Below are 22,376 nucleotides of genomic sequence, written 5' to 3'. Positions count from 1 at the left end.
ATGGGAGTAGAAAAAATTAAAGCAGCGTTTGAAAATGGCAAAAAAGCATTTATTCCGTACGTAATGGGCGGAGATGGTGGCCTTGAAAAACTAAAAGAAAGAATTCGTTTTCTAGATGAAGCAGGAGCAAGCATTGTTGAAATTGGTATCCCGTTTTCAGATCCAGTCGCAGACGGTCCAACGATTCAAAGAGCAGGGAAACGAGCGCTAGATAGCGGTGTAACATTAAAAGGTATTTTTCAAGCGTTAGCAGAAGTAAGGAAAGAAGTAAAAATTCCATTTGTACTCATGACATATTTAAATCCAGTACTCGCATTCGGAAAGGAACGTTTCATTGAGAGTTGTCTTGAAGCAGGTGTGGATGGCATTATCGTTCCGGACTTACCTTATGAAGAACAAGACATCATTGCACCGCTTCTACGCGAGGCGAATATAGCTTTAATTCCGCTCGTTACTGTAACGAGCCCAATTGAGCGAATCGAAAAAATTACGAGTGAATCAGAAGGATTCGTCTACGCCGTTACAGTAGCGGGCGTAACGGGAGTACGTCAAAACTTTAAAGATGAGATTCATAGTTACTTAGAAAAAGTAAAATCACACGTCCACTTACCAGTAGTCGCAGGATTCGGTATTTCAACACGAGAGCAAATAGAAGACATGATTACAATATGCGACGGTGTTGTCGTTGGAAGTAAGGTTATTGAGTTGTTAGAAAATGAAAAACAAGAGGAAATATGTGAATTAATACAGGCAGTAAAGCAAAAAGAAGAGGCATAAGTCTCTTCTTTTTGTTTTACGTAATAAATGTTAAAATATACAGAAAATACATATAATTTAGGGGGTGAGAAGGCATGCTAAGACGTAAACTATTATATCTTCTTTTAACTGTACCATTATACGCTTGGCTCATTAGCATGACGAAAATAGAGTTGATGGCTCTGTTTTTAGGATATGTATTCATCTTTTCCCAATTAAATCGAATACAAGAGCAATCTATTTTAGAAGTATGTATATTTTCGATTAGTATAGAACTATTTAGTATCGTTTCGATTGTGTTATTAAACGAGTTATTTCGGGGAATTTATTCATTTTCATTAATGAAATTTGGGAATATTGTACTGCAAGTAATATGTGCTTATATTGTGTTTGGTGTGCTAGAAAAAATAATCGGACAACAGACGGTTTTTCAGGACAAAAGAAAATGGGAGTGATTCAAAAAAAGGAGCCAAATGGCTCCTTTTTTGAATCTGTTGTAAAAATAATTGAAAAATATGACATCTGTTATATAATAGTTAAAAATTGTATTTTTAATGAAATGAGATGATAACATGGCCATATTGTTGGCACTTATCCCAATTATGATGATTTTCATTTGTTTATTTTTATTTAAACAAACGTCATTAAGAGCCTCATTAATTTCTTATACCGTTTCTGTTGGAATCGTTTTACTCTCACCAACATTTCGGTTAGGGATAAGTGAAACTGTACACGCTACGATTAAAGGTTGGTTAATTTGTTTTATTGTCGGATACGTTTTGTTTTTCGGTATTTTTTTATTTCACCTCATGAACAAAATGGGATACATCGATCAAGTAGCACGATTTCTAGAACAAATCACGCACGATCGCTTATTGCAAATGCTTCTTATGTGTTTTGGTATTTGTCCACTTATTGAATCGGTGAGTGGGTTCGGTATTGGTTTTATGGTTGCAGCACCTATTTTTCTTTCTCTCGGTTATAAGCCGTTTCAAGCTGTACTACTTTCGTTTATCGGTCTACTCGCTAGTTCATGGGGCGCGATGGCAACGGGTACGATTATCGGTGCGCAACTTATTAACATGCCGCTCACAACTCTTGGCACAAATACAGCATTATTAAGCATCCCGATTTTTGCATACTTTATCTTTCTTTCTTTATACGTTGTCGGTGGCTTTCAGGCAGTTATAGAAAAGTGGAAGGAAGGCGTTGGTTTCTTTCTATTATTTGCGCTCGGAATCTATCTTTCTAACGCATACGTAAGTGTTGAATTAGCAGGGATATTAAGTTCTATCGTTACCATTACATTTGGCTTTCTTATCATAAAATTAAAAGGGAAAAATGAACAAAACCTTTTAACAGAACATGCGGCGGCTACGGAGAGGGAAGTATCCATTATAAAAATTATTAGCCCTTATATATTCTTAACAGTTTGTATTTTACTATCTCGCCTCGTTCCTGCATTACATGATTTGCTCAGGTCATATGCGGTTCTCGATTTAAAATCATACTCTTACAAACTAGAACTACTATATTCGCCAGGATTTTGGCTCGCCATGACTTGTTTATTTACAATTATTTTCTTCCGCATTCCATCTCATATTATTAAACAATCACTCTCGCAAACGATAAAACAATGGATTCCTTTCGCTATTACAACAACGATGTTCATTGCGATTTCAGAGCTAATGGGTGCATCTGGCATGCATTCATTACTCGCAAAGACAGCTGGTGAAACATTTGGTACGTTTTTCGTTTTCGTTGCTCCTTTCATTGGAGGAATTGGCGGTTTTTTAACCGGTAGTAACGCAGGATCAAATGCAATGTTTATAAAACTACAAATGCAAACAGCGCAAAATGTAGCACTCCCGTGGCAATACGTCACAACACTGCAAAACACAGCGTCATCAGTAGCGACAATCGCTTGCCCATCACGGATTACACTCGGTGCTTATTTATGTAATATCCCTTATCGTGAAAACGAACTATTAAAGAAGACGACGTTAATGATTTTTGGTGCGGTGTTACTTGTAGTAGTGGAAGTTTTCTTTTGGTATATATTGAGAAATTAAAAATCCTCCTAACATAGGAGGATTTTCTTTATGACTGGATAATGTTTTAAATATGAAAAGCTTCTACTAAATGAATAGGAGATGAAAGGTATGCCCTTAAAAAACTACGGTGTATTAAAAGGTACAGTTATACAATCTAAGATTGGAAAAGGCAAAACACCTCATTATCAAGTTCATTTACAAGGTGAAGCAGGAGTAGATTATCGCATTGCAATTAACGTGAAATCGCAAAGTTATCCGTCAGAAGTTTTATATTTTGCGAGCGACGATATTCGATCAGAGGCGATTCATATTTTACCGACATTACCGTTCGGTTTTACAGAAATAAAAAATAATGAACCGAAAGTAGCTTTAGATTATGTAAGAGGTAATTTATTTGATTCCAAGCAAATGATTCCTTTACCTGCTGAAAAAGCAGGAGTTGATAATGATTTAAATGAAAAGATAGAGCGTTATATAAAGCGAGCAATAGAAGAAAAGGCGATTATTTATGCGTTTGGTGAAAGATGGGGACCAGAAGAAAAAATACCTGATTCGTATTTCGACTTTACACCTGGAAACGGTATACACGATATTCATATGAATCAAGGAAATGTAGAGAAATGGCAAGGTGATGACGGTATATGGCAAGATGGTGGTATGCTCATTCATTTTGAGAAGAAGGAAGAGTGGGTTGGTATTTTCCTTGCCTTTCAGTCGCAATCATGGTGTACGGATGAAGAAGGGAATGCTCGTGTTCCGGTTGAGCATTGTGATTATAAGAAAAATAACTAAATAAGAAGAGGGCGTTCAAAACGAACGCCCTCTTCTTATTTTATAAAATCCAAAACTCACAAGTGTAGAAATACAAGAGAACAGCAGCGCCACACTAGAAAACGCAATGAGATACATGTTATATTTCATCATTTTGCCGATTAGTTGGTTACTATCATACTGAAAAAGTCCTGCTATTATATTGAATAAAAATAAAATGATAAACATGACGATGACACCGTCTATTGATCCTTTTATATCTGGTTTACTTAAAGCGATATGTGCGGAAATACAAATGGCGATAAATAAAAATAACCAAAATGAAGGATTCAATAAATTGCTTATTGTAAATAAGCTTTTCAATAATACAAACGTCGATAGTAGCATGTTTTGAATCATGTCTAAGTTAATAGAAGTCGATGCAACAGTTGTTTCGAGAGTCGTATTAAATAAAGAATATGACCCTGGTACGAAATAGCGCATTAAAAGTATTAAGGTAGTAATACCAGAAATAATAGGGCCGATACCGATAAAGAAATTACCGATTCGTTGATATATACTTTTTTGATTGTATTGATGTTGTACGTAACCTAAAGCTCCTTGACTTGTATCTGTCGGGAAGAACTGCGTTGCTACAATTTTATGACGAAATAGTATACACATAATTGCATGTCCAAGTTCATGAATAGGGACACCAATCCACGCAGTTAAAAGGAAGCCTTTCCTACCAAAAGCTCTCGACCAATACATTCGTGTGAGAGATTCTAAATAACCTAATATAAATCCAATTACAATGATGACACCAATTAAAGAGAATAATTGGATCACGCTTGTAAGGAGTGTTTGAAAAATCGAGTTTACAAATTCCACTGTCTTCATCCAATCTTTTAAAAATGTTATTTGCTCTGTTTCATAATAACATTATTTTTCTATATTACTAGCACACATAGTTTCGTTTAAAAGAAGGATTTCATATTCTTTTTCTTGTAGTCATGTTTTATGTCCAAAGTCATATATTGAATTTGTAACACCCTATAAGGTATATGCTTAAGGAGGGATGAGAGAATGAAATGTCCGGCGTGTCATACAGAAAATGCAGCGGAAGCAAAGTTTTGCGGGAATTGTGGACATTCATTAACGGAAGAAGTGGTAGCGAGTGGTGGGCAGGAAGAAGGGCAGCTATCGCGTAAGGAACAAGTAAAGGAAACTCGCCCAAATGAAACAGTAGAGCAAGCAAAACAATTTGCAAGTGGCTATTTTCAGTTCTTTAAAAATGCTTTTAAATCACCATCTGCCATTATGAAAAGTGGAAATATTGAAGTGCGAAATGGAATTACAAGCCTTGTACTTATTTGTTTTTTAGGAGCATGTATTTTTTATAGAATAATGAGTGCTGGGGCAGCGGTAACGAGAACATTAGTACCAGATATAACTACTCCTACTTTCTTTGGAGAATCTTTAAAAGTCTTTTTCTTTTTATTAATTTTAACTGTATTTGTCGGATTTATTATTTTTGTAAGTGGTAAGATGATGAAATCGTCTTTTTCGTTTCTTGAAGTATTCGGGATATGGGGAACGATAGCGACGCCAGCTATTGCTATATTAGTTCTTTCTTTTCTGTTTAGTTTTCTATTGATCTTTTTTCTACCAATATTATTAGGGGTGGCTACAACGTATATGTCAATTAGTATCATCGTATCTATATTAAAACTAGATAGCGGGGGATTGGATCTTGTTTACACTCTTCTTATTGCAAATGTTTTAATCGGAATCGCAACATGTATTGTACTTTGGTCTTACATTTATACAATAATTCAAGCTTTTACACAGGGTTTAACGGGCTTCTAATGAAAAGGTGGTTGAATGGATGAATGTATGTACAAAGTGCGGAGCTCAGTATGAAGATGGAGTGCAATTTTGCCAAAACTGCGGGATGAAGAGGGAAAGTCTTGTAGTAAAGAAGAAAATGAGCGGCGGTACAAAAGTTGGCATTACACTCTTAATAGTACTTGTTATAGTAATTGGTGGATTGTATTTGTATGGATCATCGTATTATAAGCAGACGGCACAAGTAGACCGAATGATTACTATTTTACAAGAGAGGGACGGGGAGAAATTAGCTGAGATCATAACGGCAGATGATCCGGCCGTTATTGTCACGAGAGAGAGTGTAACGCCTCTATTTTCATATATAAAAGAAAATCCATCTTACGTGAATGAATTGAAAGAATATTTGAGGAAAGGTGAAAAACAAGGGGATGGAATAGAAAGAGCAGATTTTTCTTTAACGAAAGACGGGAAGTATTTCTTTATATTTGATCGGTATAAATTGAAAGCGAAGACGTATTATACGACTTTGCTTTCAAATGAAAAAGGTACATTATTAAAAATGAACGGAAAAGAAATTGATAAAACAAATGATAAAAAGTTTGAGAAGCAATATGGACCGTTTCTTCCAGGGACTCAAGTGTTTCAAGCGGAATATAAAAATGACTATGTAAAACTATCACGAGAGGAAAAGGTTGTACTTATAAAACAAAGTCAAAATAATGTAAAGGTAGATTTAACGTTGCAAGGGCAATATATTACAGTTCAAACGAATGTGCCTGGTGCAACATTGTACGTGAATCAAAAGCCAGTTACTGCGTTGACCGGAGAAGAAATTACGTGGGGACCGGTAGCGACTGATGGAAGTGCGGCGATTTATTTAGAACGAAATGGAGAAAACGGAAGGGAAACGACCAAGGTAGAAACGGTAACGGCACTGTCGGCTTATAATCTTCCATTTCAAAAGAAAAGTGTAGAAAAAACAGTTGTTTACAATGTTACTCCGCCTACTACTCATTATGTATATAATGGTTTCATCTTCCCTGATAGTGATATTCGAAAATTAACGAGTGCGGACTTAACATATTTATCGAAAGAACAGTTGAAAATTGCTAGAAATGAAATATACGCAAGGCATGGACATATTTTTCAAACGAAAGATATGCAAGCATATTTTTCAAAACAGTCTTGGTACAGAGAAAATCCGTATTTTACAGGAGCATTAACAGGTATTGAATCTTATAATGTTGAACTGATCAAATCAAGAGAATAGAGTGCGTGAAAAAGGTACAGTACATATTACTGTACCCTTTTTATGATTATTTAGCTGGACCAGGATCCCTTGAGAAAAAGATGTGAAAGAGGAATGTGACTTTACTTGCTCCTCCTGATGTACTTGCTTGCACATCAGATAAAGAACTAGACGTTAAAGCAGCTTCAGAACGAGGGGGAACGACTATTTTGAGAGCATCATCTGATTCTGATGATATAGTAACCGTTATTGTATCCTCAGAAAAGTTCACAATTTTAACAGTACCAACTGGGAAGATGGATTTGCGAGCGTGTGATGCAGAAGCAAAGCGAGAGGCTTTCCAAATAGTTTGCGAGAAAGTGTCATTATCAGATAACCAAGCACGTGCACTGTATAAAGTTACACTAACGGTAAACTCTTGTTCAAGCGGGAGGGCGGGTCTCGGTTCTAGCGGTTCTTCTGGAAGCTGGACGAGAAGGCCGGCGCACATGTATGTTTCACCTACTTTCAATAGTTACTGTTATAGCATATTAAACATCTTGTTTATAAGACACGACGGATACCTAGTAACAAATAGTCTTGTATACCAAATTTGTAGATTAAATTCTCTTTCTTTACAATGGAAGTAGGTGTTATTTCTATAAAATATGGAAATCGTAAAGAGTATGTAAAAAGAAGGAGTGGTAAAGTGAACTATGTCATTATTGGCGGAGATGCAGCTGGTATGAGTGCAGCAATGCAAATTGTTAGAAACGATGAAACTGCAAATGTTGTGACGTTAGAAAAAGGTGAAATCTATTCATACGCTCAGTGCGGATTACCTTATGTCATTAGCGGTGCGATTGTTTCAACTGAAAAATTAGTTGCGCGTAACGTGAAGACATTTCGTGATAAATATGGAATTGATGCGAAAGTACGACATGAAGTAACGAAAGTAGATACGGAAAAGAAAATTGTGTACGCAGAGCATACGAAGACGAAAGATGTCTTTGAATTTTCATATGACCGATTATTAATCGCGACTGGTGTACGTCCTGTAATGCCGGATTGGGAAGGGAAAGATTTACAAGGTGTTCATCTTTTAAAAACAATTCCGGATGCTGAGCGCATATTAAGTACACTTGAAACGAGTAAAGTTGAAGATGTGACAATTATTGGCGGTGGTGCGATTGGTCTAGAGATGGCAGAAACATTTGTAGAACTTGGTAAGAAAGTAAGAATGATTGAGCGGAACGATCATATCGGTACGATTTATGATGCCGATATGGCGGAATATATACATACAGAAGCAGACAAATATAATATTGAAATTTTAACAAATGAAAATGTAAAAGCGTTTAAAGGAAAAGAAAGAGTAGAACAACTGGAGACGGATAAAGGGGCGTATAAAACTGATCTCGTTTTAGTATCTGTCGGTGTACAACCAAATACTGATTTTCTTGAGGGGACAAACATACGTAAAAATCATAAAGGGGCAATTGAAGTAAATGCTTATATGCAAACAAATGTGAAAGACGTATATGCTGCTGGTGATTGTGCAACACATTACCATGTTATAAAGGAAACTCATGATCATATCCCGCTCGGAACGACTGCAAATAAACAAGGGCGACTTGCCGGACTCAATATGGTTGATAAACGAAGAGCATTTAAAGGTACGTTAGGTACAGGAATTATTAAATTTATGAATCTGACGCTCGCAAGAACAGGCTTAAATGAAAAAGAAGCGAAAGGGCTAAACATCCCGTATAAGACGGTCAAAGTAGACTCAACCAATATGGCAGGCTATTACCCAAGTGCCAAACCACTTCACTTGAAATTACTATATCACGCCGATACGAAACAATTGTTAGGCGGTCAAGTAATTGGAGAAGAGGGCGTAGATAAGCGAATTGATGTGATCGCAATGGCACTTTTCAATAAAATGAGTATTCACGATTTAGAAGATGTCGACTTAAGTTACGCACCACCATATAACAGCGTTTGGGATCCAATACAACAAGCGGCAAGGCGAGCGGAATAGCACTTTTTAAGTGCTATTTTTTTTCGTTAAAGGGGAGTAATCAATTTTGTCGAATAAAGAGGTTTGGGAAATAGTTACATATAGGGAAGGGGATCTTAAAAATGGTTGTGGCACTTCAAAAAGTTCAAGAATCAGAAAAAATGATTTTACGTAATTTATATTCACTATATCTTCATGACCTCTCTAAATTTACGACTAATATAACGATTGGAGCGGATGGTTTTTTTGAATACGAAGATTTAGACATGTTTTGGAAAAATGACGGAATCACTCCGTATTTTATAAAAGTTGATAGTAGTATTGTAGGATTTTTATTACTATTGGAACGTCCATTTTTGAAGAAAGAAAACGACTTTGGTATTAATGATATTTTCATATTGAATCAATATAAGGGAAAAGGAATCGGAAAAAAGGTTATGGAAAATTTACTAGAAGAGAAACGAGGACAATATTTCGTTATTGAACTTATAAAAAATGTACCAGCTGTTTCTTTTTGGAAGAAAGTATATAGAGAACTGAATATTGAATTTGACGAGCAAACACAGCTAATTGATGATGAAGAATGTTTCGTTCGAACGTTTAAAATATAATTAAATAGGTGTCCCTAATATATTACTTTGAAATTTAACTTTATTTTGAATATACCGTTCACCCTTGAAAACATAGTACTTATCGCTTATATTGTCATATAGTATTTATTTTTTTACAAAGCAATGAACGAACCAGGGGGTACAACATGGCAATTAACATGAAAACAATTGAAGAATGGATTGCTGAATCAAACGCAAGAAATGAAGAAGACTTTGGACACGTTGTTGAAGAAATGAAAGAAGTATGTGTCGGACTTGATAACGCGACATTAATTTATACGAAAAATGTATTTTGTTTCGGTAAGAAAGTAGAAGTATTGTTCTTCTTCCAAGATCATGTCGTTATCGGACAAGAAAAAGAAGAGTATGTTGAAATTGAGAAACTAAAGTATGATGACATTACAAATAGCAATCTAAAGACAAATGACAAAAATACAACGTTAGAACTAAAGTTTGCTAACGGGAAATCTATCGATTTAGACAGTCTAAATGATAACTACGGTACGAAAAATTGGTTATTTGCAAGACAAATTAAGAGTATCTTTAAATTAATCTAGTAAAAAAGCAGACCTTAAAGGGCTGCTTTTTTTACTTATTTCCTATTACACAAAGGCAGCCTCTTTCTTCGTAACATTTCACGCTTGTAAATCCCGTCTTATAAAAAAGGTTTACTAATTCTTCTGTCGTTTTAAATTTATCCATATGATATTGAATTTTAAAAGTTTCAGCGACTAATAAAAAGGATCCGTTCGATTTTAAGATGCGAAATACTTCTTTCATATCATTCTCAACATCAGGCCAAAAATAGTGGGTTTGAAAAGCGGTAATGAGATCAAAGAAGTCCGGATGATATGGAATAGAGGAGACACTTGCTTGTTGAACAATTACTTTTTTCATTTGAACATCTTTTGTATTCGTCTGTATAGAATTTTTCACAGCTTGATGGGAGTAATCGATCCCGTAAATTTTCCCAAATGGAGTTCGTTTTGAAAGAGTTTGTATTGTTTTACCACCGCCACAGCCGATATCTAATATGACTGCATCTTCACGTATATGTATTTTTTGTAAAGCCCAATTTGTTAGTCTCATATGCGAAGCATTCATAATACGAAGCATTGAGGAACCAATTGTCCCGCGAGGATTTTTCGCTTGTTCGATTAAACGTTGTAAAATGCCCAATTTAAACGCTCCTTTTATGTAAGAATATATACTCATTTCGCTTTTAATAATTTAACTCCTCTAAAAAAAGCACGCCATTAATCGGCGTGCTTCTAATTATGCAAATACCCCTTCAACCAATTACGCGCTCGATACGCCCCAACCGGAATTTGAATGAGAGATGTTTCATTGCCGCCATCTATTCCGTACAATTGATCGCATGAATTTGTATCAAAACTAAGTAAAGGATGACCACCCATTCCCATAGCAGTCGCAGCTAAAACAAGTCTATGAACGAGTATACCAGCTTCCATTTGGTGAATACGATATCCTCTATAGCCTAATGTATGTGTATAGTAATCTTTCTTTCCGACTACATGTAGACAAAGCGGTACTTGAAAAAGGTTTACGTTATCCATCGTCATACTTGATTGAAGGGAATAACGAAGATCTCCATATCGTATTGGCTGTATGGAATGTGATTTACTGTTATAAGCGTAAGCACCGTTTTCAATACCTGTTACGTTATAAAAACATCCATATAATGAGAGTCGTGCGTTTTCATTTAAAGAATTGCCATCAAGATCGTTGTAATAAGGGAAGGCGAGGCTCGTTTCTTGTAATAAAGTAGCAAGTGAACGAGTATCCCATTTTGTTAAAGTAAAGTCAGCATCAGGTGAATATCGTTTTTTACAAAGATGTAAGAAATCATAGGATAAACGTTCCACTTTAGGTAGCTGTACAGCATGTGCACTGTATTGCTGTCGATTTTCTTGAGTTAATGTTTGGAAGTGTTCTGTCGATTCAATCATAGAAGCTGCGTTAACTTTTGTTATCATCGGATATTCATCTACATGCTTTGAGCGAACGAAATGCTCATGTGTTAACGGCGGGATTTGCTGTAACAAGTCATGAGAAGTAACAGTTGTATTTTCACGGTAAGCATTATGAAACCAATCTTTATGTGGTTCTGTACTTAGAGGAATAACACCATACACATTTTCCTCGCCTTCAGACAGTCCAAGTAAATGATTCATTGCTCGGTCTAGAAACTGGAAATATACTCCATTTGTGTAACCGAATTGTTTTGCACATTCAAGTAAATGCCCGATTAGAACACCACTATCTAACCCTTGAAGCCGGTATGAAAAGTTATTGTATTTAAAGAAGTTTTTCCAAAACATAGTGGATACGAATACTGCGCCAAAACAAGAATGTATGTTACAACGATTGCCGAGTGCTTCTGTAAGATAAGAATCGAAATTTCCCTCGCGAAGTAAGATAAGACGGTGATGCGCGGCGTCATAATGGTAAATGCCGTCTGGATAATGATCAATTTTTAAATACATATATAATTCATTTGGATATAAAGCACCCCCAGAAGGGATGAATCTTCGAAATAGAGTCGTTGTTTTATTATTTTCTAGGCTAGTAGTAGGTTGACATAATTGTGTTAAACCAAATGAGTACCAAAGATAATGCCCGATTTCCTCTAAGTTAGGTTTAGTAGAAGAGTTCCGCAAAGTTAATGGGATTTCTAAAGAGAGAGGGATGACTGGTAAATTTCGATATAATTTATAAGGAAGTGGTGCGTCGTCCCAGTCTACCTCATGATTCGGCATAATTTCATCAATAGAAAAATGGAGATGATGTAAAAAAGCATCCAGCTGCATGAAATCCCCTCCTTTACTATGGAAACGGGTGTGGATGTGGATTTAATTGTTCATTCGTTAAAGGTTCAGCCATATATCCAAGTGTCATTGGTACGGTATACACTCTATCCAGTCCTGTAACCCGAGTGAGATGATGTCCGAATGTCATTGGAAGCATGCCTGGAATTAATACTTTTACACAATGTAATCCGTTCTTTTCTATGAGAGGAACGGTTTGATCTACAACGATTACTTCAAGTCCAAATTGATGTAACCTGTTTAAAAGTTGATGAAGATCAGATGTTAAATCCATATCAAATGATTGTAATGCCCTCATTTCTTGAAACGTTTGCACCGGAGCATTTTCACGTAAAAGGAAGTGAAGACGTTCTTCCGCTTCTTTCAATCCGTACAGCATACTATGATCACCCATTTGCGTAACGAGATAAGGATCACGTAAACAGTCTTCATATTTTTCTTTGTTTTGTTCCAAATCATCATCTGATATAAGTAACATGCCAGCTATTTCATGAATCGCAGTTTTGATTGCTCGAATGGGCTCCATATGAGCACCACCAGCACAGACGAGATTCATCCCATCTTGCCTCGTGTTTTTCGCAATCACCCAAATGCTCGGAATACCGTGTTCCATCGTTGCGTTGAAAACGTGTAATTCATATCCAGTAATCGTACGCAAGCGCTCAATCATTAATTGTAATTCAGTATCATTTGCTGAACTAAGATCAAGACGAGGAAGAGGTAATTCTGCATACCATGTGAGTAAAAAAGCATCGCGCTCTACGATTTCTAATATGCCATGAAAAATGGCCTCTTCTAAACTACCACCAATCGCACATCCATTTGATGTTTCATACACAAAAGCATCTCTATGACCAAGGCTATAATAGGCGATTGATTCTGGAACTAAAAGTGGCCGTTTTTGTGATAAAGAATATCCCCATACCCAGTTTTGTTCATAATCAGGATCAAATGGTTTAAACGGAAAACTATCACGATTATAATGTTCATTTGTATGCACACCGAGTGTGAGGGGATTCAGTGCATGATCCTTTAAATCATGAAAACTACCATGCACATTTGTCTTTTTCCCACGAGGTGACATACCGCAATATCGTTCTAAACCTTCTAAAATAGCAGTTGCCTCACTCAGTACAAATGAATGAGTTCGGCCTGCAACACCTTCATTTCCGAATAGTAACGGCATGTTTATAATGACGTCAGCAAATGGCAATAAAGAATGCTGCATTTTTCCATTCAAAATACCAGTCCGGTAATCTAAATAGTCTCTCGTTAAAAATGTGTTTAGCTCATGAATAGAACGACAGCGATACGTTTCAGTACTTGTTTTTAAGCTCGGTTGTAAAGAAATCTCTGCCGCATCCGCAGTATCATCAGGTAAATTACTACATACAGGACAGAGAGGGTCTGGAAGGAAAGAATGCCGTGTACATTGCAGGGTTTGTAAGTTTAGTAAAATGATTTCATTTTCTAAAGAAGAATGTCCATGAGCTAATATTTTTTCCGTTTCAGCATGAATGAGCTGACACATTTGTAACATCCCATTTTGAGTCGCACGTACATCACGCCTCGTCTCGTTATCCGCTTTTAACGCATATTTCCGCTGTAGTTCCCACATTTCTTTTTGATCAAATCCAGCGATAAAGCGTCGTCCATCGGCACAATGGGTACATCCCGTTGCAAGAGGATGAATGTAAGGACCGATAACACCTTCACCAAATGAAGTAAATGCACGAAGCCACGGAATATGATTCGAACGAAATGTCAGCTCAGCATCCTGATGAATAGTAGAAGGAGAGCCGTCATGTAATACGAGAGTGAGGTGAATATTTTCAGGGAGTTTGTCTGTAATTGTATGTTGGCGAATGATGGAATATTGTTTGCATAATTGATCATGTACATAGTCTGCAAGTAGGCCATCTCCTATAAGCAATATATTTTGAGTCATAGACCGTCCTCCTTTGCAATTAATACCCCGTATACACCGTCTAAGTTATCTCTTAAAAATGATTCAATGGCTAAATCAAAAACGAATGGATAAAAATTATTTTCCGTTAAATTTTGCAAGGCAACTTGTAAAGACTGTACGCCTGGAATTTCTTCCTCTTCTTGTATTGCTACTCTAACAGAATCTGTACTATATACAACAACGGATGATTCTGGCAAAATATTAGCTTTATAAGGAATCTCTTCATTTTGAATATGAAGGAGTGCTTGTTGCAGAGCGTTTCTTAATGCCAATGTTATATTAATATTTGCCGCACCGTACCATCTATCATTTATACCGATCCAAATGACAGGAAAACCAAGTAACTCCTCACTCATTCCCACTTTAGGTATGTCATGAATTGTAGAGAGAGCATCGTAGTAAAACCTACAATGCTTATCATGAATTTCGGTTAAATCAAGCTCTGTAACCTCTTCTAGCATATGTGATTGGCGTTCACACAACTTATTATTTAAATGTTTTTGCAGTGCACGGTATACACCTTCTGTCATCGTTTCCCCAGCACCAATACCGATATCAGTATGTTCGGGGATAAGACGATGAATCATTTCAGCTACATACGTTTCAACTCCTGTTAAACCAGCTTCGCGGCGTGCTTCATTATGAGTTAAACCACCACAAGTTATAGCAGGAAGGGGAGAGGTAGGTCCGTCTGATAATGGATTTGCAACTTGAATATAGCATTGTGATAAAGGTAGTTGGTGCAAATCTTGTTCATCCCACATATGGAATATGCCAGCTTCTTTAGAAGTTAATGTATCAAAAAAACGAAAAAGTTCAGTTGAAGTATATTGTCCAGAACGATGGGCAAGGTTTTCTTGAAGATTTTGTACCGTATCAATTGTAAAGATTTCATCGGTTGCGAGAAGATGCTTTATAAAAGGGTGCCACTTTCCTTCAAGTGTTTCTAAGTTTAATAAAAAGAATTGAGGATTATGCTGCCGGTGTAAATCGTCAGCGACATGTTTAAACAATTCAAAAACGATAATATTTGCTAACACTGCAGATGTGATTGGTGAGAAAGGTTCGGGCGGATTTTCATTTTGTAAAGTAGTTTCGTGTAGACGATGCCATGCGGATTCCCAGCATTCTTCACGATCTGCTATTACGACGGGGCCAGCTAAACCGACTCTTGATAAGCAAATAGCTGGTATGAAATTTTTCCCCTCATCTCTACAAATAGCATGTATTGCTCTTAAACTTTCAATATCTCCATTTTGAGAAACGTATAAAATCCAGTCGAAAGGCTCGAATACTTCATGTAAAGGACGATCCATTGTAGTATCTATTTCTTGAATAAGTACATTGTCATCAAGTTCATATGCACGTTCTACTAGCTCATGAATTCGGTCGTAATTTGTTTCCGCATAATCTGTGACAAGGTAATGAAATTTAGGTAATCCGGACTCTAGTAAAGAAGAAACTAAGGAAGTAAGCATATCCCCAGAACCAATTATAAGGACATTTGCCGCACGGTACGTCTCGAATTTTAAAGCACCTGAATGTGAATCGGCTTCTAAAAATTCAATTTGAGAAGCGTACCTGTCGAGTAACGCGCTGTTTAATTCATGAGGAGCATCTTGACTTACATCACGGGCGAAACCATTTTCATATAAAATATCTCCAATTTCAAATACACGATTTTGATAGGGGAGAGGTAGACCATCGGTTATTTCTGCTAAAGAATAATTACCGTTAAACATAGGCATTAATTTTTCAATCCAGTTATAAATCCCATCACCGTCCATGCGGAATGAACTGGCGTTATTTCGAAAATAGACACCCCCGTTTGAATCGGGGAGGAAGAAAGTATCTTTATTTGCTTTCAGTTTTGCATGAGCTGGAAGGTTATTCATTTTAATCCTCCTTACGTTCTAGGCATACATTATTAGTCTATGTAATGCAATTTGTCCCGTATGAACGCAATAAAAAAAGGCTGTAGAATGATTCATTCTACAGCCTTTAATAGACTAATAGTCTATCAACCTTCTAATAATAATGATTTTGGATCTTCAAGCATATCTTTAACAGCAACAAGGAAGCTAACTGCCTCTTTACCATCGACAATACGGTGGTCGTAAGATAGTGCAAGGTACATCATCGGACGGTTTTCCATACGCTCGTTATCAATCGCAACTGGACGTACTTGGATTTTATGCATTCCTAGAATACCTACTTGTGGGCTATTTAGGATTGGTGTAGACATTAGAGAACCGAATACACCACCGTTTGTAATTGTAAATGTACCACCTTGTAGCTCTTTTAATGAAAGTTTGTTATCACGTGCTTTTAGACCTAAATTACGAATCTCGCTTTCAATTTCAGCGAAGTTCAATTGGTTAGCATCACGTACAACTGGAACAACTAATCCATCTGGAGCTGCTACTGCAATACCGATATCATAGAATTTTTTAATGATAAGCTCATCGCCTTGAATTTCAGCATTTAATAATGGGAATTGTTTTAATGCTGCAACAACTGCTTTTGTGAAGAATGACATAAAGCCAAGACGCACATCATGTTTTTTCTCGAAAGCATCTTTGCGTTCTTTACGTAATTCCATGATTGCACTCATATCAACTTCGTTAAATGTTGTTAACATTGCAGATGTTTGTTGAACTTCTACAAGACGTTTTGCAATTGTTTGACGGCGGCGGGACATTTTTACACGCTCAACTGGTTTTTCGAATTCAGTTTTTGCAACTGGAGCAGGAGCTGGACTTTTTGGAGCAGCTGGTGCTTCTTTTGGCGCTGCAGCGTGAGCTTGTACATCATGTGGTCTCACACGTCCAAGTGGATCTGTGCTGCGTACGTCGTTTAAGTCGATTCCTAATTCACGAGCCATTTTGCGAGCAGCTGGTGATGCGATAGGACGATTTGTATTTGGTAAACCTTGCAACGCTTTATTTTGTTCAGCACTTGGAGCTTCTGCTTTCGGTGCTTCAGTAGTTTCTTGTTTTGGTTGCTCAGCCGATGGTGCTGGTGTACTTACTGCAACTGGTGCTCCGTTTGCATCTAAAATTGCGATAGTTGCGCCAACTTCAACTGTATCCCCAGGTTCGCCTAGTAACTTCGATACAATACCTGAATCTTCTGCAATGATTTCTACATTGACTTTGTCAGTCTCAAGCTCAACAACGCTGCCACCTTTCTCAACTTTGTCGCCTACGTTGATAAGCCATTGTGAGATAGTTCCTTCAGTAATAGATTCTGCAAGCTCAGGTACTTTAATTTCGATCATTTTAAATGTCCTCCCCTTATTTGCCTAACGGTGTGTTTTGTCTTCTTTAATCTTCGGTAATCTCCATTTGTTAGCTCGACTTGGGCAGAATATCTGCCCAAGTCGAGCCGGAAAATTCATTGTTATTTTCAGTTGCTGAAAACTTCAATTTCTTGTTTATCTTGACGGAAGTTGTACTTCACATCTAAAGCGTGTGCAACAATTAGTTCTTGCTCAGCTTTGTGAGCGAATGGGTCGCCGCCAGATGGGCTAGAGCGATCTGGGCGTCCAATGTAACCTGTTTTCACTTTATCTCCAGCTAGTTCGAACAGAATTGGAGCCATGTAATGCCATGCGCCCATATTACGAGGTTCTTCTTGAACCCAAATAATTTCTTCTAAGTTTTTAAAGCGTTTAATAATAGATTGAACTTTTTCAGCAGGGAATGGATACAACTGTTCAATACGAACAACATGAACTTCATCTAAGTTGTACTCATGTTTTCCAGACTCAATTTCTGCAGCTAAGTCAATCGCCATTTTACCTGTACTTAAAACAAGACGTTTTACTTTATTTGGCTTTGTACCAAGGTTTTCTTGTTCTAAAGCAGGCTGGAAACGTCCTTCGCTTAACTGACTAGCAGTTGAAAGTGTAAGTGGATGACGTAATAAACTCTTTGGCGTCATAAGCACTAACGGTCGAACAGCTTCTGTTCCTAAGATAGATGCTTGACGACGTAAAATATGGAAGTATTGTGCCGCGCTCGTTAAGTTTGCAACTGTCCAGTTGTTCTCAGCAGCTAATTGTAAGAAACGCTCTGGACGTGCACTAGAGTGTTCTGGCCCTTGACCTTCATAACCGTGTGGTAATAGAAGAACTAAACCAGATTTTTGACCCCATTTTGCTCTTCCTGCTGAAACATATTGATCAAATAATGCTTGCGCAGTATTTGAGAAGTCACCATATTGAGCTTCCCACATAACAAGTGTTTCTGGAGCAAATACGTTATAACCATATTCATAACCAACAACAGCAGCTTCTGATAACGGACTGTTATGAACAGAGAATGATGCGTTAATGTTCGGTAAACGGTGTAATGGTGAATATGTTTCGTTTGTATCAGTATCGTGTAATACGATATGACGGTGCGCGAATGTACCACGCTGTGAATCTTGACCAGTTAAACGAATTGGCGTACCTTCTTGCAAAATAGAAGCGAATGCTAACGATTCAGCAAGTGCCCATTCAATTTTACCGTTCTCTTCAAGAGCATCTTGACGGCGCTCAAGAATTTTCTTCACTTTTGGATATACGTTAAAGCCTTCAGGCCAAGATAATAGCCCTTCATTAATTGCACGAAGTGAGTCAATTGAAATACCAGTGTCAATCGGTTGAATTCCTTTTGCAACAACCTCTGGAACTTTTACGTGAATTGTTGCAGCACTCGTATCAGCTGCTGGCACTTGTGCGTATTCAGCCTTTAATTCCTCTTGCATAAACTGAGTAATTGTTTCAATCTCATCTGCATTCAGAACGCCAGCAGATTGTAATTGATCTGCATAAATTGCTCTTACAGTTGGGTGATTTTTAATTTTTTTGTACACTTGTGGTTGCGTAACTGCTGGATCATCCATTTCGTTATGACCATATCGGCGGTAACCGATTAAATCGATTAAGAAGTCTTTTTTGAACAACGTACGATATTGGATCGCAAGGTTAGCAGCAGCAAGACAAGCTTCCGGATCATCAGCGTTTACGTGAACAATCGGAATATCGAAACCTTTTGCAAGGTCGCTTGAATATTTAGTAGAACGAGAATCATAGCTATCAGTCGTAAAGCCGACTGCATTATTAGCGATAACATGAATCGTTCCGCCAGTTTGGTATGCATTTAATCTGCTTAAGTTGAGTGTTTCAGACACAACACCTTGACCAGGGAATGCAGCATCACCATGAACTAAAATTACAAATGATTTTGAAGTATCTTGTTCTGGAAGACCAGATTTTTTACGATTCTCTTGAGCTGCACGTGCGAAACCTTCAACAACAGGGTTAACGAACTCAAGATGACTCGGGTTATTTGCTAATGTAACGCGAGTGCTAACTTCTTCATTACCAACGACTTGCTCTCTACCTAAATGGTATTTCACGTCGCCAGTCCAGCCAGCATTTGCCACTGCGCCTTCTATTTTTGCATGTTTGAACTCAGCAAACATGTGACCATATGGTTTTTCTAGTACGTGAGCGAGTACGCTGAGACGACCACGGTGAGCCATACCAATCATGACATCTTCAACGCCGCCTTTAGCACCTTCTGAAACAATTTCATCTAGTACAGGTACAAGCATATCAACGCCCTCTATTGAGAAACGTTTTTGACCAACGAATGTTTTATGCAAGAATTGCTCGAAACCTTCAACAGCAGTTAAACGTTTTAAAAGAGCAGTTCGTTTTTATTTGATAATGGTTGACGCAATGAATTTGATTCCACCATTTGATGCAACCACACGCGTTCTTCACTATCTTGTATATGTGAGAATTCATAAGCTAAAGATTTTGTATAAACGTCTTTTAATCTATGAATTACATCAAATGCAGTGTGAATACCCTCTGGTGCATCTTGCCATACTGTTTTAGCTGGAATCGCTTTCAAATCAGCATCGCTCAGTTCGTTCATTGCTTTTTCAAGAAGAGATTGTCCATTTGCAACATCTTCCATCGGATTGATGTGAGCCAACGTATGCCCGAAAGAACGAATCTGTTCAACAAGTTGAACGACTTTAAGAATCTTTTCAATGTTCCCTGTGTTTTGAGGAGAAAAATGTGTTGCTGTGTTGTCCCCTGTTACGACATCATCTTGAAACGAAGGAGCTCCAAAAATTTCAAAAAGCTCTTGTAATTCCGGATCAACAGAACCTGCTCCAGTTACGTAAAGATCATACTGTTCAATAACATAACCAAGGTTCGGACCATGGAACTTGGCCCAAGGGTTTGTCGTTGTATTCTTCCTCGTCATTTGTTTAAACCTCCCAATGCATATAATCCTTTTCCTATACAAAAGGTGCATTTTGCTCTTTTTCAATAATTGATGAACTAAAAATTAATGTAAATGTTATCTTTACTCTTATGTTATTACAATAATTTACATAATACCAAACACTATTACTTATCTGTTTTGTAAAAAAACATTCACAATTACTTATCACCCAAGTTAATCTTTCATGTTATAAAGTAATTTTACAGAAAAATGGGGTGGATATATTTGGTATACCTACATTAATAACTATAATTGTTGCATTTAAATATAAGTAAAATTGTTAGAATGTTTCGATAAAGATTAGTTTGAATTATGTATATTGAAATAATAAGCGCTTTCATTGATATTATACAACAATATAACGGAATATAGTATAAAAAATAAAAAATTATGAATTTAGCGTAAACTTTATTTCGATAGTGTTAAATATCGAAAGGAAAATGAAGGATTTCTACAAAAAAAGTGGCTAAACATAAAAAATGCTTCATAAACCGTTAGTTTCTATAAATATGGCGAAAAACAACGTAAAAACAATAGCACATTTCATCTAATAAGGAGAGGAATGAAATAGTTTTAAAGGATAAAACAAATATGGAGATATTAAATTTTCACAAAAGTGGGGAGGAGATATAGTAACGGATATATACATTGTTCCATGTTTCATTTCAAAATAGACATGATTAAGTTGAAAAAGTTTCTTCTATATAAATAGAACGAAAAATAAAACGAAACGAATGTAAAGGAACCTTGACGTAAAGTCTCCTTTACATATATACTCGATATAAGGAAGGAGGGAGAAATTTCCTTGGAAAATAAAATGGTCGAATACCGAAAAAAATTTGGACTATCTCAAGAAAAATTGGCTGAGAAACTTGGGGTTTCCAGACAAACCATCATTTCAATTGAAAAAGGGAAATATGATCCATCACTTCCATTAGCATTTGAAATAGCGAAAACATTTCAGACAACGATAGAACATGTATTTATTTATGAAGGAAAAGAAGAGGAGGAGAAAGGATGAATTATTCACAAAAGTACTTTGTTATTATGGGAATTATCTTTTTAATTATGAGTGGATTTATGATATTAGCAGGTATAATGACGCATTCGGCACCGCCAATTCCAACTTATACCGTGCTTGCAATGATGATTATGTGTTTCTGCCTAAGCTACTTGCACCCGCAATTTAAAGAAAAAGATGAGCGAATGAAACTCATTCGTTATAAAGGGATGTTCTTCAGCTTTTTTGCTCTAACAGCATATTATCTTCTTTTCTCTATTGGTTTGAACTTAAAAGTAATTACACTATCTGCGGTTGAATTATTGAATATACTTATGGCACTCACGATGAGTACAGTTTTTATCTCATTTGTTGTTTTATCGAAAAGATATTAAGATGGAAGAGAGAAAGGAAGATTAACATATGCAAATGATGTATGCTTTTGGCATTGGGCTTGTATTATTTTTAGCCGTATTCTTATTTATTCGTAAAGACGTTCAAGGCGGGACGTTAACGAAAAGAGGATTTTATAAAATGATCGGCTGTCTAGTTGTTATGTTTATAGCGATTATCGTAATGATCGTTTTAATAAATCAGTCATTATAGAATTTAAAAATGGAACCTTACTTTATAGTAAGGTTTTTTTATTTGAAATTAATACTAAAAATAACCATAAAAACTATTTCCTGACTATATTTCCTGTTATATAATCTAATAAAATGATAGAAAGGAGAATAGTATATGAACAAAAAAGCTATCTTCTTTTTATTAACATGTCTACTACTTATAGCTAGTATTACTTATATAATATGTAACAAACGAGAACATGTACCACCTATATTAGTATGGGAGGTGCGAATATGGGTAGTCGAGTCTCTAGTAATAATGACCATTATAGTTATTTTATAGCACAAGCGGAGAAGTTGCTTCATTCGTATGCTAAGTAGCTTTTTTGCTCATTATGCCCAGTTGAATGTGAACATACTTTC

19 protein-coding genes and 1 pseudogene are annotated in these 22,376 nt (G+C 36.6%); 12 read left to right on the top strand and 8 right to left on the bottom strand.

Annotation, left to right across the window (positions count from 1 at the left end; genetic code table 11):
• The 4 genes from trpA (at window position 1) to CDB3_RS18025 (ending at window position 3,602) form a co-directional block, all read left to right on the top strand.
• Entirely contained in the window at window positions 1-777 is a 777-nt protein-coding gene (trpA, locus tag CDB3_RS18040; protein WP_128855441.1) for a tryptophan synthase subunit alpha, read from the top strand.
• A gap of 74 nt (window positions 778-851) precedes the next feature.
• On the top strand, window positions 852-1,211 hold the full coding sequence (locus CDB3_RS18035; protein WP_128855440.1) for a DUF4029 domain-containing protein: 360 nt from the start codon (window positions 852-854) through the stop codon (window positions 1,209-1,211).
• Between the two features lie 117 nt (window positions 1,212-1,328).
• Window positions 1,329-2,828, top strand: a complete 1,500-nt coding sequence (locus tag CDB3_RS18030) for an L-lactate permease (RefSeq protein ID WP_128855439.1) — start codon at window positions 1,329-1,331, stop codon at window positions 2,826-2,828.
• 90 nt (window positions 2,829-2,918) lie between these two features.
• On the top strand, window positions 2,919-3,602 hold the full coding sequence (locus CDB3_RS18025; protein ID WP_128855438.1) for a DUF2278 family protein: 684 nt from the start codon (window positions 2,919-2,921) through the stop codon (window positions 3,600-3,602).
• A 15-nt stretch (window positions 3,603-3,617) separates the two neighbouring features.
• On the opposite strand, the gene CDB3_RS18020 is transcribed toward CDB3_RS18025, so the two are convergent.
• Window positions 3,618-4,451, bottom strand: a complete 834-nt coding sequence (locus tag CDB3_RS18020; RefSeq protein WP_128855450.1) for a hypothetical protein — start codon at window positions 4,449-4,451, stop codon at window positions 3,618-3,620.
• A gap of 195 nt (window positions 4,452-4,646) precedes the next feature.
• Here CDB3_RS18020 and CDB3_RS18015 point away from each other — a divergent pair, with 195 nt between their 5' ends.
• A complete protein-coding gene (locus tag CDB3_RS18015) occupies window positions 4,647-5,429 on the top strand; it encodes a zinc ribbon domain-containing protein (RefSeq protein ID WP_128855437.1) in 783 nt (260 codons plus the stop codon).
• Window positions 5,430-5,448: 19 nt separating this feature from the next.
• Window positions 5,449-6,681, top strand: coding sequence for a TcaA 3rd/4th domain-containing protein (locus CDB3_RS18010; RefSeq protein WP_128855436.1), 1,233 nt, complete (start codon window positions 5,449-5,451; stop codon window positions 6,679-6,681).
• A 46-nt stretch (window positions 6,682-6,727) separates the two neighbouring features.
• On the opposite strand, the gene CDB3_RS18005 is transcribed toward CDB3_RS18010, so the two are convergent.
• The gene (locus CDB3_RS18005; RefSeq protein WP_128855435.1) at window positions 6,728-7,150 is read right to left on the bottom strand and encodes a hypothetical protein; all 423 of its coding nucleotides are present in this window, start codon (window positions 7,148-7,150) and stop codon (window positions 6,728-6,730) included.
• Window positions 7,151-7,348: 198 nt separating this feature from the next.
• Here CDB3_RS18005 and CDB3_RS18000 point away from each other — a divergent pair, with 198 nt between their 5' ends.
• The 3 genes from CDB3_RS18000 (at window position 7,349) to CDB3_RS17990 (ending at window position 9,830) form a co-directional block, all read left to right on the top strand.
• Window positions 7,349-8,683: an FAD-dependent oxidoreductase gene (locus tag CDB3_RS18000; protein ID WP_128855449.1), complete on the top strand. Its 1,335-nt coding sequence runs from the start codon at window positions 7,349-7,351 to the stop codon at window positions 8,681-8,683.
• A gap of 101 nt (window positions 8,684-8,784) precedes the next feature.
• Window positions 8,785-9,273: a GNAT family N-acetyltransferase gene (locus CDB3_RS17995; protein ID WP_128855434.1), complete on the top strand. Its 489-nt coding sequence runs from the start codon at window positions 8,785-8,787 to the stop codon at window positions 9,271-9,273.
• A 146-nt stretch (window positions 9,274-9,419) separates the two neighbouring features.
• Entirely contained in the window at window positions 9,420-9,830 is a 411-nt protein-coding gene (locus CDB3_RS17990; protein ID WP_097830088.1) for a DUF3908 family protein, read from the top strand.
• A 31-nt stretch (window positions 9,831-9,861) separates the two neighbouring features.
• Here CDB3_RS17990 and CDB3_RS17985 read toward each other — a convergent pair whose 3' ends face one another.
• The 6 genes and pseudogenes from CDB3_RS17985 to odhA form a co-directional block, all read right to left on the bottom strand.
• The gene (locus CDB3_RS17985; RefSeq protein WP_128855433.1) at window positions 9,862-10,452 is read right to left on the bottom strand and encodes a class I SAM-dependent methyltransferase; all 591 of its coding nucleotides are present in this window, start codon (window positions 10,450-10,452) and stop codon (window positions 9,862-9,864) included.
• Between the two features lie 92 nt (window positions 10,453-10,544).
• On the bottom strand, window positions 10,545-12,104 hold the full coding sequence (locus tag CDB3_RS17980) for a SagB family peptide dehydrogenase (RefSeq protein WP_128855432.1): 1,560 nt from the start codon (window positions 12,102-12,104) through the stop codon (window positions 10,545-10,547).
• A gap of 16 nt (window positions 12,105-12,120) precedes the next feature.
• Window positions 12,121-14,070, bottom strand: a complete 1,950-nt coding sequence (locus CDB3_RS17975) for a TOMM precursor leader peptide-binding protein (protein ID WP_128855431.1) — start codon at window positions 14,068-14,070, stop codon at window positions 12,121-12,123.
• Complete coding sequence (locus CDB3_RS17970; protein ID WP_128855430.1) at window positions 14,067-15,986, bottom strand: putative thiazole-containing bacteriocin maturation protein; 1,920 nt, start codon at window positions 15,984-15,986, stop codon at window positions 14,067-14,069. Before CDB3_RS17970 ends, CDB3_RS17975 begins: the two co-directional genes overlap by 4 nt.
• 125 nt (window positions 15,987-16,111) lie before the next feature.
• Complete coding sequence (gene odhB, locus CDB3_RS17965) at window positions 16,112-17,371, bottom strand: 2-oxoglutarate dehydrogenase complex dihydrolipoyllysine-residue succinyltransferase (RefSeq protein ID WP_128855429.1); 1,260 nt, start codon at window positions 17,369-17,371, stop codon at window positions 16,112-16,114.
• Window positions 17,372-17,499: 128 nt separating this feature from the next.
• Window positions 17,500-20,366 (bottom strand): annotated as a pseudogene (gene odhA / locus CDB3_RS17960) (2-oxoglutarate dehydrogenase E1 component).
• Between the two features lie 826 nt (window positions 20,367-21,192).
• Between odhA and CDB3_RS17955 the strand changes: the two are divergent.
• From CDB3_RS17955 to CDB3_RS17945, 3 genes are read left to right on the top strand one after another with little or no spacing between them, the layout of a single operon-like run.
• A complete protein-coding gene (locus CDB3_RS17955) occupies window positions 21,193-21,408 on the top strand; it encodes a helix-turn-helix transcriptional regulator (RefSeq protein WP_002011455.1) in 216 nt (71 codons plus the stop codon).
• Entirely contained in the window at window positions 21,405-21,782 is a 378-nt protein-coding gene (locus tag CDB3_RS17950) for a hypothetical protein (RefSeq protein WP_001109920.1), read from the top strand. Before CDB3_RS17955 ends, CDB3_RS17950 begins: the two co-directional genes overlap by 4 nt.
• 28 nt (window positions 21,783-21,810) lie before the next feature.
• On the top strand, window positions 21,811-21,993 hold the full coding sequence (locus tag CDB3_RS17945) for a DUF3976 domain-containing protein (protein WP_001178300.1): 183 nt from the start codon (window positions 21,811-21,813) through the stop codon (window positions 21,991-21,993).
• Window positions 21,994-22,376 lie beyond the last annotated feature (383 nt).

This window comes from Bacillus sp. CDB3 (assembly GCF_002081505.1).
Lineage (GTDB): Bacteria > Bacillota > Bacilli > Bacillales > Bacillaceae_G > Bacillus_A > Bacillus_A cereus_AT.
The sequence above is the reverse complement of the archived record's forward strand: the minus strand, read 5'-3'. Positions and strand labels throughout refer to the sequence as shown.